The organism is Streptomyces malaysiensis subsp. malaysiensis (assembly GCF_040653035.1).
GTDB lineage: Bacteria > Actinomycetota > Actinomycetes > Streptomycetales > Streptomycetaceae > Streptomyces > Streptomyces malaysiensis.
Map to the genome: position 1 here is coordinate 229,807 of NZ_JBEZNG010000011.1, position 12,915 is coordinate 242,721.

The window sequence follows — 12,915 nt, forward strand, 5'->3', positions numbered from 1 at the left end:
GCTCGAGAAGAAGCATTGAGTGGTTCCCTCCGGATCCATGCCGGGCTTCGACGCTACGGACCGGGCACGGCACGGATAACCCCTAACCCATCACCCCCCCTAGGCCCCCTACCGGGCGAACTCCGCACCGCCGCAGACCCGTGCGCATGGCGGGCACCCGCCAAAGGTGGTACCGGATACATGCAGGCCAACCGCAGACAGGCCCAGGGAGCGGCCCCCATGGAGTGGTTCACCTCATCCGACTACTGGCTGAGCCGGCTGGTCTTCCAACGGGGTCTGGCCGCCGTCTATCTGATCGCCTTCGTGGTGGCGGCCCGGCAGGGCCGGGCGCTGCTCGGCGAGCGCGGGCTGACCCCGGTGCCGCGCTTTCTCGCGCAGGTGCCGTTCGGGCGCTCGCCCAGCCTGTTCCATCTGCACTACTCCGACCGGTTCTTCGTCTGCTGCGCCTGGCTGGGGGCCGCCCTGTCGGCCGCGCTGCTGGTGGGGGCCGGGGACCGGGCGCCGTTGGCGGTCGCGATGGTGGCGTGGCTGGTGCTGTGGCTGCTGTATCTGTCGATCGTCAATGTGGGACAGGTGTGGTACGGCTTCGGCTGGGAGTCCCTGCTGCTCGAGGCGGGGTTCCTCGCCGTGTTCCTGGGCAACGATCGCACCGCGCCGCCCGTGCTCATCCTGTGGCTGCTGCGCTGGCTGCTGTTCCGGGTGGAGTTCGGCGCCGGGCTGATCAAGATCCGTGGGGACCGCTGCTGGCGGAACTTGACCTGTCTGTACTACCACCATGAGACCCAGCCGATGCCGGGTCCGCTGAGCTGGTTCTTCCACCATCTGCCGAAGCCGCTGCACCGGGTGGAGGTGGCGGCCAATCATACGGCTCAGCTGATCGTGCCCGTGGTGCTGTTCACCCCGCAGCCGGTCGCGAGCGTGGCCGCGGGGATCGTCGTGGTCACCCAGCTGTGGCTGGTCGCGTCCGGGAACTTCTCCTGGCTCAACTGGCTGACGATCCTGCTGGCCCTCTCGGCGGTCGACGGGCGCCGGGCGGCCGAGCTGCTGGGGCTGCCCGGGCCGCCGGAGCTCGCCGCTCCCCCGGTCTGGTACGAGGCGGTGGTGCTGGCGGCCACCGCGCTGGTGCTGGTGCTCAGCTACTGGCCGGCCCGCAATCTGCTGTCGGGCCGCCAGCTGATGAACTATTCGTTCAATCCGCTGCACCTGGTCAACACCTACGGGGCCTTCGGCAGCGTCAACCGCAGCCGGCAGGAGGTGGTGATCCAGGGCACCGGCGATGCGGTGCTCACCCCGGACACGGTCTGGAAGGACTATGAGTTCCGGGGCAAGCCGGGCGATGTGCGCCGGATGCCGCGCCAGTACGCCCCGTACCATCTGCGGCTGGACTGGATGATGTGGTTCGCGGGGATCTCACCGGCCTACGCCGGGTCGTGGTTCACCCCGCTGATCGGCAAGCTGCTGGTCAACGACCGGGCGACGGTGCGGCTGCTGCGGGCCACGCCCTTCCCGGAGGCGCCGCCCGCCCATCTGCGCGCGCGGCTGTATCTCTACCGCTTCACCACCCCGGCGGAGCGACGGGCCACCGGGGCCTGGTGGCACCGGACCCTGCTGGGCGAGTTCCTGCCACCGGTCAGACTGGAAGACCACGACTCGCCGCGGGTGTGACACCAGGCCGGCCGGCACTCAGGCGGCGGCGCCCTTCGCGTTCGGAGTCTCGGCGCCCGGCGGGGGGTTGCGCAGCACGGCGTAGCCGACGCCGACGCCCACCGCGATCGGCCACTCCAGCACTCCGGCGAGGCCCATCGCGCCGAGGCCGAGGTAGAGCGGAAGCCCGCCCTTGGCGGGCAGGACCCGCCGTGCGGTCCTGATCGGCACCGCGGCCACATTCGCCGTGGCCATGGCGACACGGGGAACGGTGAAGGTGACCGTGCGGTCGTTCTTCCCCGAGGACGTGCCCGTCTTCCGGGTGTCGGTGGTCTTGGGTGTCGTCGTCGCTGCGCTCACGCCTTCCTCCTACCAGATGCCCCTTTGATTACTTTATGGCGGAATTAGGTAAGCATAGGCCGATTTCACCAACCCGGCATACCAGGACCGAGGGGAGAGCAGCGGGTGCTGCCCATCACTACGCTCACGGGCCTCGTCTCCGCGCCGTCCCGCGGAATCAGCGGTCTGCGGCTGCGGCTCGCGGACATCTCCGACGTCCTGCGCGACACCGGCGACCGGCGCACCAGCCGGCGGGTGTGGGCCCGGGCGGGGCGGGCCCATATGGAGGTACGCGGGCTGACCGGCCACGGGGCGGGCCATGAACGGCTGGTCCATGAGCTGGAGTCCGCGCTGCGGCGGCTGGCAGGCGTCAACTGGGCCGGGGTGAACGCGTCGCTCGGCCAGGTGCTGGTCGACTTCGACGAGGACGAGTTCAGCCCCGAGGACGTGCTGGAGGCGGTCGAACGCGTCGAGGCGGCCCATGGGACGGGCGCGGACGACTTCCCGGCGGGCCGTCCGCAACCGCCGTTCGCCTCCACACCGGCGACGCTCGCCGCGACCGCGCTCGCCGCCGACTGCCTCGGCCTGGCGACGGCCGCCATCCGGCGGATGACGATGCGGCCCGCGCTCTCCCCCACGCTGCGGATCCCGACGGTGATGGCGGAGATCCAGCCGCGGTTGCGCGGTGTGCTGGAGTCCCGGCTCGGCCGCGCCCAGGCCGACGCGCTGATCGGTGTGTCGAACGCCGTGGTGCACGCCCTGACCAGGGGCGAGGCCCCGCTCGCCCTGGACGCGCTGCAACGTCTGCTGCAACTCGCCGAGATCCGCGGCCGGCAGACCGTATGGCAGCGCCGCGAACCCGAGTTGGTGGCGGACGGCGACGGGCTCCCGGAGCGCTCGCACCCGGCCGCACCCCGGCCCGCTCCCCTGCCTCCCGGGCCGGTGGAGACCTGTGTCGACCGCACCTCGCTGGCCGCGCTGTCCGGTGCGGGCGGGCTGCTGGCATGGACCCGCGACCTCGAGCAGGCCGGTAAGGCGCTGCTGGCCACCGTGCCGAAGGCGGCCGCGATGGGCCGGGAGGCGTTCGCCGCCCGGCTGGGCGACGTACTGGCACGGGACGGTGTGGTGCCCATGGACGGCACCGCGCTGCGGCTGCTGGACCGCGTGTCGGCGGTGCTGATCGACGCGCGGGTGCTGTGCGCCGGCCGGCCGCGGCTGCTGTCGGTCGCCACCGTCGGCGACCTCGGCGAGGCCGAGGCATGGAGCGCCGCGCAGTCCGTCCTGGACCGCCGCCCGCTGCGGGAGCTGTCCGGCGACGGGCCCTGGACGCGTGGACCCTGGCGGCTGGAGCGGCCCCATGAACTCCCCGCGGCGCTCCCGGCGAGTCCGCCGGCCCTGACCGCGGACCTGTACGGCGCGGACGGCCGGCGGCAGGCCCGGGTCCGGATCGGCTGCGAACTCGACCCACTGGCCGACGCCCTGGTGGCGGCGGCCCGCCGCGGCGCGCGGCGACTGGTGCTCACCCACCACGCCAGTACGGACGAGATCGCTCCCTGGGCCGATGAGCTGCTCCCGCCCGGCGCGTCGCTCCCCGACACGGTGCGCCGCCTCCAGCTCGACGGCCACGGCGTGCTGGTGATCAGCGGCGCGGACGACGAGGCGCTGGGCGCGGCCGATCTCGGCGTCGCCGTCATGGCGCGTGGTGCGGGCCGGGTGTGCTGGTCGGCCGATCTGCTCTGCGGCCCCGGACTGGTCCACGCGTGGCGTGTTCTGCGGGCCCTGGAGGACGCGCGCTCGGTCAGCCGGCGCTCGGCCCGGCTGTCGATGGGCGGATCCGCGCTCGGCGCGCTGATCGCCGCGGCGGGGACCCGGCCCGCGGTGGCCGGGCTCGCCACCTCTCCGGTGTACAGCGCGGCGTTCCTGGCCATGCTCGGCGGGATCCGCGCGGCGCGCCGGGTGGAGCGCCGTCCCGCACCGGCGCCCCGCGTCCGCGGCAACTGGCACGCCCTGGGCGCGCGGGAGACCCTCAGCGTGCTGTGCGCCTTCCGGGAGAACGGGACGGAGCCGCCCGACGGCTCGGGCGCGCCCCACGGCGCGGGCCCCGGGGAACCGGGCGCGGCTCCAGGTGACCCGGGCGCGCCGCGGTCCTCCCGGACGCTGTGGGCCGACGCGACACGCCTCGTGCCCGATGCGGCCGGGACGGACGTACGGGCCGGGGCGCCCGGTGTCGTGGGAGCCGGTGCCGTGGGAGCCGGTGTCGTGGGAGCCGGTGTCGTGGGGGCCGCCTCCTCCCGTTTCGCGGCCCTGACCCGGAACACCGCCTCGCTGGTGAACGCGGTGCGCGAGGAGCTGCACGATCCGCTCACCCCCGTGCTGGCGCTCGGCGCCGCGGCCTCCGCGGCGGTGGGCTCCGGTGTGGACTCCTTCCTCGTCCTCAGCGTGATGGCGGGCAACGCGGTGATCAGCGGCGCACAGCGGCTGCGGGCCGAGCGCTCGCTGCGCGGCCTGCTGCTGAGCGAGCGGATGAACGGCCGGCTGGTCGGCTGGGCGCCCTCGATGTCCCTGGCGGACGGGGTGGCGGCGGACCGGGAGGTGTTCTTCGCGGGGCTGACCACCGCCCCGGTGCACACGGTGGCCGCCGAGGAGCTGCGGGTCGGGGACATCGTCGCGCTGCGGCCCTCGGACGTCGTACCGGCCGACGCGAGGCTGCTGGTCAGCGAACGGCTGGAGCTGGACGAGGCCGGGCTGACCGGCGAGTCCGGGCCGGTCGCCAAGGACCCGGCCGCCACTCCGGGCGCCGACCTCGCGGACCGCTCCTGCATGGTCTACCAGGGCTGCACGGTGCTCGCCGGAACCGGATACGCCGTGGTCGTGGCCGCCGGAGCGCAGACCGAGGCGGGGCGCGCCGCCGAACTGGCCGGGCGTCCCACCGCGCCCATCGGGATCGAGGGCCGGCTGGCCGCGCTCACCAAGGTCGCGCTGCCCGCCACCGGCCTCGGCGGCGCCGCCGTCACCCTGCTGGGGCTGCTGCACGGGGCGCCGGTGCGCGAGGCGCTGTCCACCGGAGTGGCCATCGCGGTGGCCGCCGTGCCCGAGGGGCTGCCGCTGGTGGCCACGGTGGCGCAGTCCGCCGCGGCGCGCCGGCTCTCGCACCGCGGGGTGCTGACACGTACGCCACGGGTGCTGGAGGCCCTGGGCCGGGTGGACGTCGTCTGCTTCGACAAGACCGGCACCCTGACCGAGGGCCGGCTGGCCGTGGCCCGGGTCGCCGCGTACGACCATGAGCTGCCGACCGGCAGCGCGCTGGGCGAGCGGCTGCTGCGCACGGCGGCCCGCGCCTGCCCCGAGCCCGAGGGCGGACGGGCGCTGGCCCACGCCACCGACCAGGCCGTCATCGACGCCGCGGCGGCGCACTGCGACGGGGACGGCGTCTGGCGTCCGGTGTCCGAGCTGCCCTTCGAGGCCAGCCGGGGATTCTCGGCGTGTCTGGGCACCGAGTCCGGGCGCCCGTACCTGGCCGTCAAGGGTGCGCCCGAGATCGTGCTCGCCCGATGCGCCTACGCCCTGAGCCCCGGGGCGGCGGACGACACCTCACCACTGAGCCCGGGGGCGGCGTGCGACACCGGGCCGCTGAGCCCAGGGACGGCCGACGACACCAGGCCGCTGAGCCCAGGGACGGCCGACGACACCAGGTCACCGACCCCGGGGGCGGCCGACGACACCAGGCCGCTGACCCCGGAGCGGCTGCGCGCCACCGAGCGCCTGCTGCACTCGCTGGCCTCCGACGGGCTGCGGGTGCTGGCGGTGGCCGAGACCCGGCCCGCCGGGTCCGACACGCCGACATCGGAAGTGGCCGCGATCGCCCGGGAGCTCACCCTGCTGGGCTTCATCGCCATCGCCGACACCACGCGGCCGGGCGCCGCCGAGACCGTCAAGCGGCTGACGGACGCCGGGGTACGCGTCGCCATGGTCACCGGCGACCACCCGACCACGGCGGTCGCCATCGCCCGGGAGCTCGGCATCGCGGACGCCGAGCCGGTGCTCACCGGGGCGGAGCTGGACACCCTGCCCGAGGGCGAGCGGGTCGAGCGGATCGCCCGTACCACCGTCTTCGCCCGGGTCTCCCCCGAGCACAAGGTCCGTATCGTCCAGGCGCTGCGGCAGGCCGGACAGGTGGTGGCCATGACCGGGGACGGGGTGAACGACGCGGCCGCGATCCGCCTCGCGGACATCGGCATCGGACTGTCCGCACGCGGCTCGGCCTCGGCCCGTGCCGCCGCGGACCTGGTGCTCACCGATCCGGACCCGACCCGGATCCTCGACGCGCTGCGGGAGGGCAGGGCGCTGTGGCGCAGTGTGCGCGACGCGGTGGCGATCCTGGTCGGCGGAAACGCGGGCGAGGTCGCCTTCACCCTGCTCGGCGCGGCGGTGGCCGGACGGGCCCCGCTGGGCGCCCGTCAGCTGCTCCTGGTGAATCTGCTCACCGATATGCTGCCCGCCCTCGCGGTGGCCCTGGCCCGGGCGCGGCGTCCGGAGCGCGCCAAGTCCGGTGAGGACCCGCTGGTGGGCGGCCCCGCATCCGCGCTGTTCGGCTCCGATCTGGGCCGTATCCTCGCGGTGCGCGGCAGCGCCACCGCACTGGGCGCGGCCGCGGCCTGGCAGTGCGGACGGATGACGGGCCGGGCCCGGCGGGCGAGCACCATGGGGCTCGCGGCGCTGGTCGGCACCCAGCTGGGCCAGACCTTCATGACCGACTGGCACAGCCCACTGGTGCTGGTCACCAGTCTGGCGTCGGCGGCCACGCTGTTCGCCATCGTGGAGACTCCGGTGGTCAGCCACTTCTTCGGCTGTACGCCCCTGGGCCCGATGGCCTGGTCGGTCGTCGGAGTCTGCTCGGCCGGTGCCACCCTGGGGGCGGCCGTCGCACCCCGGCTGCTCTTCCCCCGGCGGATGCCGCTCGCGGTCTGAACGCGTCACCCGGGAACGGGACATCTCAGGTGTTTCTCACCCAGATCTTTCCTTTCATTCACCGAATGCTTACCTGGTGTGCGCCGCCCGCTTCCCGGCCCGGGTCAACCTACGAACTGGAAGCGGATGCCTCGCTTCCGCTCGTGTTCCATCCAGTGAGGTACCCATGGCCAATATCCTGACGACCGTCCTGGTCAAGCTGGCCCAGATCGCCCTGGAGGCGCTGGTCGCCCAGCTCGCGAAGTCGCTTCTGACAGCGGCCTTCAGGCCGGCCGCCGCGCCGGCCACCGCCTGATACGCCCCTCAAGGCTTCATCGTCATCAAGGCCCGGAAACGCCATGCCGCTCCCGGGCCTTCCGTATGGGGGCGGCGCCGCTCGGCCCCGTTCAGTGGCCGTACGACGCCGCCCGGTGCACCGGACCGTGGGCGGTCGGGCAGTGCTCCCCGTCCGCCCGTCCCCGTGCGGCCGGGTCGTCCAGATGGTCGACCTGGAGCGTGGTGTGGGTGATCCCGTACTCGCCGCTCAGCACCGCTTCCAGGTCCTCCCGGACCGCGTGGCAGTCGCCGCCCGCCGCGACCAGGACATGGGCGGAGAGCGAGACCTCGCCCGAGGTGATCTGCCAGACATGCAGATCGTGCACCTCGGCCACCTGTCCATGGGCGACCAGCCGGCCGCCCACCTCATCGGGCTCGACACCGGTCGGGGCGGCCTCCAGCAGCACCCGGCCGGAGGCCCGCAGCAGTTCCACGCCCGCCTTGATCATGAGGAGGACCACCAGCAGACCGGCGATCGCGTCGGCCCGCGCGAAGCCCGTCGTCACCACCACCAGTCCCGCGACGACGGTGGCGATGAAGGCGTAGAGGTCGTTGAGCACATGCTGGAAGGCGCCCTCGACATTGAGCGAGGAGCGGTTCGCCTTCGACATGCACCACGCGGCGGCGAGATTCACCGCCACACCGGCCAGCGCGGTGATCAGCACCAGACCACCGGTCACCTCGGGCGGGTCGATCAGCCGCCCCACGCTCTCATAGCCGAGATAGGCGCCGAGCAGCAGCAGGGAAAGACCATTGGCCTGGGCGGAAAGGATTTCCGACCGCTTGAGCCCATAGGTGTATCCGCCGCGTGCGGGGCGCGCCGAGAGCCGGATCGCGATGAGCGCGAGCACGATCGAGGCGGCGTCGGTGAGCATATGGGCCGCGTCGGACAGCAGCGCCACGGAGCGGGCGATGATCCCGACGACAACTTCCACCGCCATGAAGCCGCTGATCAGCGCGAGGGCGAGGGTCAGCCACCGGCGGTCGGCGTTCTCCGCCACGCCGTGCGTGTGGCCACCGTGCCCGGGTCCGCCGTGCCCCTCGTCGGGTCCGTGCGCATGAGCCCCCACCGGCTCCTCCTCGGATCGTCTCGGATCGTCTTCGGGACAGCGCAATTGAAACAGCACCGGGGGGAATTCGCCAAAGGCTGCAATGGACACGGTTATCAATAGACTTCCACACCGGCGGCGAATGGGCTTTATGAATGCGGCAATGCTTTTCGTTTCGGAGTGTGAAAAGGGTGCGCGGCCCGGTCGCCCTGGCATGCCGCCGGGGAGTCGCTGACGTGTGCGACACCCCGCCGATGCGGGTGAGACCGGCTCGCGGAAGGTGACCGGGCGGGGCAGGGCGCGTTGTCCGAATATGACGACGACGATGCGACGCCGTTCTCTCTCGCAGCCGAGCAGAGCGCTGGACCGGAGCACCGAAGGCGACGGAACGGTTCATCAGACCGTTCAGACATCCACATCCGTACCGATCTACGCCGCGCTGGTCGAGCGCTGGGCGTCCGCGGGGCGCGCGGTACCCGGGCGCTACGACCGCGAGTGGACCGAACTGGTCAACTGTCCACCCTGGCCGGACCGGATCCGGGCGGCGACCCGCCCGGCCGCACGGTCGTCGTCCGCCGACTGAGCCACCGCCCGGGCCCCCGCGCGGGGATCGCGCGGACACCGCGAACGTCATCGCGCGGCCATCCCGGACATCACCGCACGGCGAGCGCGGAGGTCACCGTGCGGGAGACCCGGACGCCACCGTGCGGGAGACCCGGACGCCGCCGTGCGGGAGACCCGGACGCCGCCGCGGGGCGGCGCGGATCGCGCCTACTCGTCCCCGCCCTCCAGGCCGCCCTCCGTCTCCAGATACAGCTCCCGCACCCGCTCCAGCACCTCCGGGTCGGGCTCGTCCCACAGCCCGCGGCTCTCGGCCTCCAGCAGCCGCTCGGCCATGCCGTGCAGCGCCCAGGGGTTGGCCTCCTCCAGGAAGGAGCGGTTCTCCGGGTCGAGCAGATAGGTCTGGGCGAGCTTGTCGTACATCCAGTCGGCGACCACACCCGTGGTGGCGTCGTAGCCGAAGAGGTAGTCGACCGTCGCGGCGAGCTCGAAGGCGCCCTTGTAGCCGTGGCGGCGCATCGCCTCGATCCAGCGCGGGTTGACCACCCGGGCGCGGAAGACCCGTGAGGTCTCCTCGTGGAGGGTGCGGGTGCGGACCGTCTCGGGGCGGGTGGAGTCGCCGATGTACGCGGCGGGGGCCGTGCCCTTCAGTGCGCGCACGGTGGCCACCATGCCGCCGTGGTACTGGAAGTAGTCGTCGGAGTCGGCGATGTCGTGCTCGCGGGTGTCGGTGTTCTTGGCCGCGACCGCGATCCGGCGGTAGGCGCTCTCCATCTCGGCCCGCGCCGGCCGCCCTTCGAGCCCGCGCCCGTAGGCGTAGCCGCCCCAGACCGTGTAGACCTCGGCGAGGTCGGCGTCGGTGCGCCAGTCGCGGCTGTCGATGAGCTGGAGCAGCCCGGCGCCGTAGGTGCCGGGGCGGGAGCCGAAGATGCGGGTGGTGGCGCGGCGCTCATCACCGTGTTCGGCGAGGTCGGCGCGGGTGTGCGCGCGTATGTAGTTGTCCTCGTCGCTCTCGTCGAGGGCGGCGGCGAGCCGTACGGCGTCGTCCAGCAGCCCGACGACATGCGGGAAGGCGTCCCGGAAGAACCCGCTGATGCGCAGGGTGACATCGACACGCGGGCGGCCCAGCTGGTCGAGTGTCACGGGTTCGAGTCCCGTCACCCGGCGCGAGGCGTCGTCCCACACGGGGCGGATGCCCAGCAGCGCGAGCGCCTCGGCCACATCGTCGCCGGAGGTGCGCATCGCGCTCGTCCCCCACAGCGAGAGGCCGACGGACTTCGGCCACTGACCGTCGTTGTCGGCGCGGTAGCGCTCCAGGAGCGAATCGGCGAGGGCCTGGCCGGTCTCCCAGGCCAGCCTGCTGGGCACGGCCTTGGGGTCGACGGAGTAGAAGTTGCGGCCGGTCGGCAGGACGTTGACCAGTCCGCGCAGCGGTGAGCCGGACGGCCCGGCGGGGACGAACCCGCCGGCGAGAGCGTGCACGGCGTGGTCGATCTCGTCGGTCGTGGCGGCCAGCCGGGGTACGACCTCGCGGGCGGCGAAGTCGAGGATCGCGGAGACGGCGGGGCGCTGGTCATCGGGCAGGGTGAGGACGGCCTTCTCGACGGCCTCCGGGGCCCATTCGGCGTCCTCCATCGCCTGGACCAGCGCGCGGGCCCGCTCCTCGGCCTCGTCGGCGCCGGTGCGGGTGGCGGCCGACTCGTCCAGGCCGAGCGCCTCGCGCAGACCGGGGAGCGCGGACGTACCGCCCCAGATCTGGCGGGCGCGGAGGATGGCCAGTACGAGGTTGACCCGCCCGGGTCCGGTCGGCGCGGCGCCCAGAACATGCAGTCCGTCGCGTATCTGGGCGTCCTTGACCTCGCACAGCCAGCCATCGACGTGCAGCAGGAAGTCGTCGAAGCCGTCGTCGTCCGGCCGCTGCTCCAGGCCCAGGTCGTGGTCGAGCCGGGCGGCCTGGATGAGGGTCCAGATCTGGGCGCGGATGGCGGGGAGCTTGGCCGGGTCCATCGAGGAGATGGCGGCGTACTCGTCCAGCAGCTGTTCCAGCCGCGCGATGTCGCCGTAGGAGTCGGCGCGGGCCATCGGCGGGACGAGGTGGTCGACGAGGGTGGCGTGGACGCGGCGCTTGGCCTGGGTGCCCTCGCCCGGGTCGTTGACCAGGAAGGGGTAGATCAGCGGCAGATCGCCGAGCGCGGCGTCGGGGCCGCAGGCGGCGGACAGTCCGGCGTTCTTGCCCGGCAGCCACTCCAGGTTGCCGTGTTTGCCCAGGTGGACCATGGCGTCGGCGCCGAAGCCGCCGTCCGTCCGGGGTGCGGCCATCCAGCGGTAGGCGGCCAGGTAGTGGTGCGAGGGCGGCAGATCGGGGTCGTGGTAGATGGCGATGGGGTTCTCGCCGAAGCCGCGCGGGGGCTGGATGACGACCAGGAGGTTGCCGCGGCGCAGCGCGGCCAGGACGATGTCGCCGTCCGGATCGCGGCTGGTGTCCACGAACATCTCACCGGGCGGCGGGCCCCAGTGTTCCTCGACCGCGTCCCGGAGCTGCTGGGGGAGCGTGGCGTACCAGCGGCGGTAGTCGGCGGCGGGGACGCGGACGGGGTTGCGGGCGAGCTGCTCCTCGGTGAGCCACTCCTGGTCATGGCCGCCCGCCTCGATGAGGGCGCGGATCAGCTCGTCACCGTCGCCGGAGACCAGGCCCGGGAGCGCGTCCGGCCCGTCCTCGGGGCCGAGGTCATAGCCCTCCGCGCGCAGTCGGCGCAGCAGGGCGACGGCGCTCGCGGGCGTGTCGAGGCCCACGGCGTTGCCGATCCGGGAGTGCTTGGTGGGGTAGGCGGAGAGGACGAGTGCCAGCCGCTTGTCGGCGGCGGGGAGGTGGCGGAGCCGGGCGTGTCGTACCGCGATTCCGGCGACACGCGCGGCGCGTTCGGCATCGGCGGCATAGACCGGCAGGCCGTCCTCGTCCACCTCCTTGAACGAGAACGGCACGGTGATGAGCCGCCCGTCGAACTCGGGGACGGCGACCTGGGTCGCGGCGTCCAGCGGCGACAGCCCCTCGTCGTTCTCCTCCCACGCGGTGCGCGACGAGGTCAGGCACAGCGCCTGGAGCACGGGCACGTCCAGCGCGGCGAGCGCGCCCGCGTCCCACGCCTCGTCGTCGCCGCCCGCGGACGCCTCGGCGGGTCGGGTGCCACCGGCCGCGAGGACGGTGGTGACGATGGCGTCGGCCGCGCCGAGGGCCTCGATCAGCTCGGCCTCGGGGGCGCGCAGCGAGGCGACGAACAGCGGCAGCGGGCGGCCCCCGGCGTCCTCCACGGCCCGGCACAGGGCCTCCACGAAGGCGGTGTTGCCGCTCATGTGATGGGCACGGTAGTAGAGCACCGCGATGGTCGGGGCGATCGCGTCGGCGGGGTCGGCCGCGCGGCCGGTGCGCTCCAGCGGGCCCCAGGTGGGCGCGGGCGCGGGCGGTTCGAAGCCATGGCCGGTGAGCAGCACGGTGTCGGAGAGGAACCGGGCCAGCTGGCCCAGATTGGCGGGCCCGCCGTGGGCGAGGTAGGCGTGGGCCTCGGCGGCGATGCCGACCGGGACCGTGGACGCCTCCATGAGCTGGGCGTCGGGCGCCTGTTCACCGGTGAGGACGACCACGGGGAGGTCGCCCGCGAGCAGCGTGTCGAGCCCCTCCTGCCATGCGCGGAGGCCACCGAGGAGCCGTACGACGACGAGTTCGGCGCCCTCCAGGAGACCGGGCAGGTCGTCGAGGGCGAGGCGGGCCGGGTTGGCGAGGCGGTACGGCACCGGGCCCCTGGCGGCACGGGCGCTGAGCAGGTCGGTGTCGGACGTCGACAGCAGCAGAATCATGCGGCGGCATACCTTCCTCGGGGTCCGCGCCCCGGGCGGGTTGAAGACGGCGGCAGTTCCTGGCTCGCTCGGCCGCTGCCGTTTCTGGCAGCCACCGCGCTCACAGTGGCGGGACCGCGCCGGATTTCCACCGGCTTCCTGCCGTGAGTGCCGTCTTATGCGTGTCGCGGGTCGGGACCGACCCACC

At 73.4% G+C, this 12,915-nt stretch carries 7 protein-coding genes and 1 riboswitch; of the genes, 4 read left to right on the top strand and 3 right to left on the bottom strand.

Annotated features, from left to right (window positions below):
* Positions 1–219: 219 nt before the first annotated feature.
* Positions 220–1,665, top strand: coding sequence for a lipase maturation factor family protein (locus AB0E24_RS23290; protein WP_359379648.1), 1,446 nt, complete (start codon positions 220–222; stop codon positions 1,663–1,665).
* Between the two features lie 18 nt (positions 1,666–1,683).
* On the opposite strand, the gene AB0E24_RS23295 is transcribed toward AB0E24_RS23290, so the two are convergent.
* Positions 1,684–2,004 (bottom strand): hypothetical protein, encoded by a 321-nt coding sequence (locus tag AB0E24_RS23295; protein ID WP_079259954.1) that lies wholly within the window; start codon positions 2,002–2,004, stop codon positions 1,684–1,686.
* Between the two features lie 105 nt (positions 2,005–2,109).
* On the opposite strand from AB0E24_RS23295, the gene AB0E24_RS23300 reads away from it, so the two are divergent.
* Both AB0E24_RS23300 and AB0E24_RS23305 read left to right on the top strand, forming a co-directional pair.
* Complete coding sequence (locus tag AB0E24_RS23300) at positions 2,110–6,951, top strand: HAD-IC family P-type ATPase (protein WP_359379562.1); 4,842 nt, start codon at positions 2,110–2,112, stop codon at positions 6,949–6,951.
* Positions 6,952–7,117: 166 nt separating this feature from the next.
* Positions 7,118–7,246: a hypothetical protein gene (locus AB0E24_RS23305; protein WP_269462893.1), complete on the top strand. Its 129-nt coding sequence runs from the start codon at positions 7,118–7,120 to the stop codon at positions 7,244–7,246.
* Between the two features lie 91 nt (positions 7,247–7,337).
* On the opposite strand, the gene AB0E24_RS23310 is transcribed toward AB0E24_RS23305, so the two are convergent.
* Positions 7,338–8,336, bottom strand: coding sequence for a cation diffusion facilitator family transporter (locus AB0E24_RS23310; protein WP_359379565.1), 999 nt, complete (start codon positions 8,334–8,336; stop codon positions 7,338–7,340).
* A 304-nt stretch (positions 8,337–8,640) separates the two neighbouring features.
* Between AB0E24_RS23310 and AB0E24_RS23315 the strand changes: the two genes are divergently transcribed.
* Complete coding sequence (locus tag AB0E24_RS23315) at positions 8,641–8,898, top strand: hypothetical protein (RefSeq protein ID WP_069860792.1); 258 nt, start codon at positions 8,641–8,643, stop codon at positions 8,896–8,898.
* Between the two features lie 188 nt (positions 8,899–9,086).
* Here the strand turns inward: AB0E24_RS23315 and cobN are convergent, their stop codons facing one another.
* Entirely contained in the window at positions 9,087–12,728 is a 3,642-nt protein-coding gene (gene cobN / locus AB0E24_RS23320) for a cobaltochelatase subunit CobN (RefSeq protein ID WP_359379568.1), read from the bottom strand.
* A 53-nt stretch (positions 12,729–12,781) separates the two neighbouring features.
* A riboswitch (cobalamin riboswitch) is annotated at positions 12,782–12,869 on the bottom strand.
* Positions 12,870–12,915 lie beyond the last annotated feature (46 nt).

Excerpts from the sequence above, each read along its gene's own strand:
- AB0E24_RS23290 (WP_359379648.1), top strand. The coding sequence starts at position 220 with ATGGAGTGGTTCACCTCATCCGACTACTGGCTGAGCCGGCTGGTCTTC.
- AB0E24_RS23305 (WP_269462893.1), top strand. The coding sequence starts at position 7,118 with ATGGCCAATATCCTGACGACCGTCCTGGTCAAGCTGGCCCAGATCGCC.
- AB0E24_RS23315 (WP_069860792.1), top strand. The coding sequence starts at position 8,641 with ATGCGACGCCGTTCTCTCTCGCAGCCGAGCAGAGCGCTGGACCGGAGC.
- cobN (WP_359379568.1), bottom strand. The coding sequence starts at position 12,728 with ATGATTCTGCTGCTGTCGACGTCCGACACCGACCTGCTCAGCGCCCGT.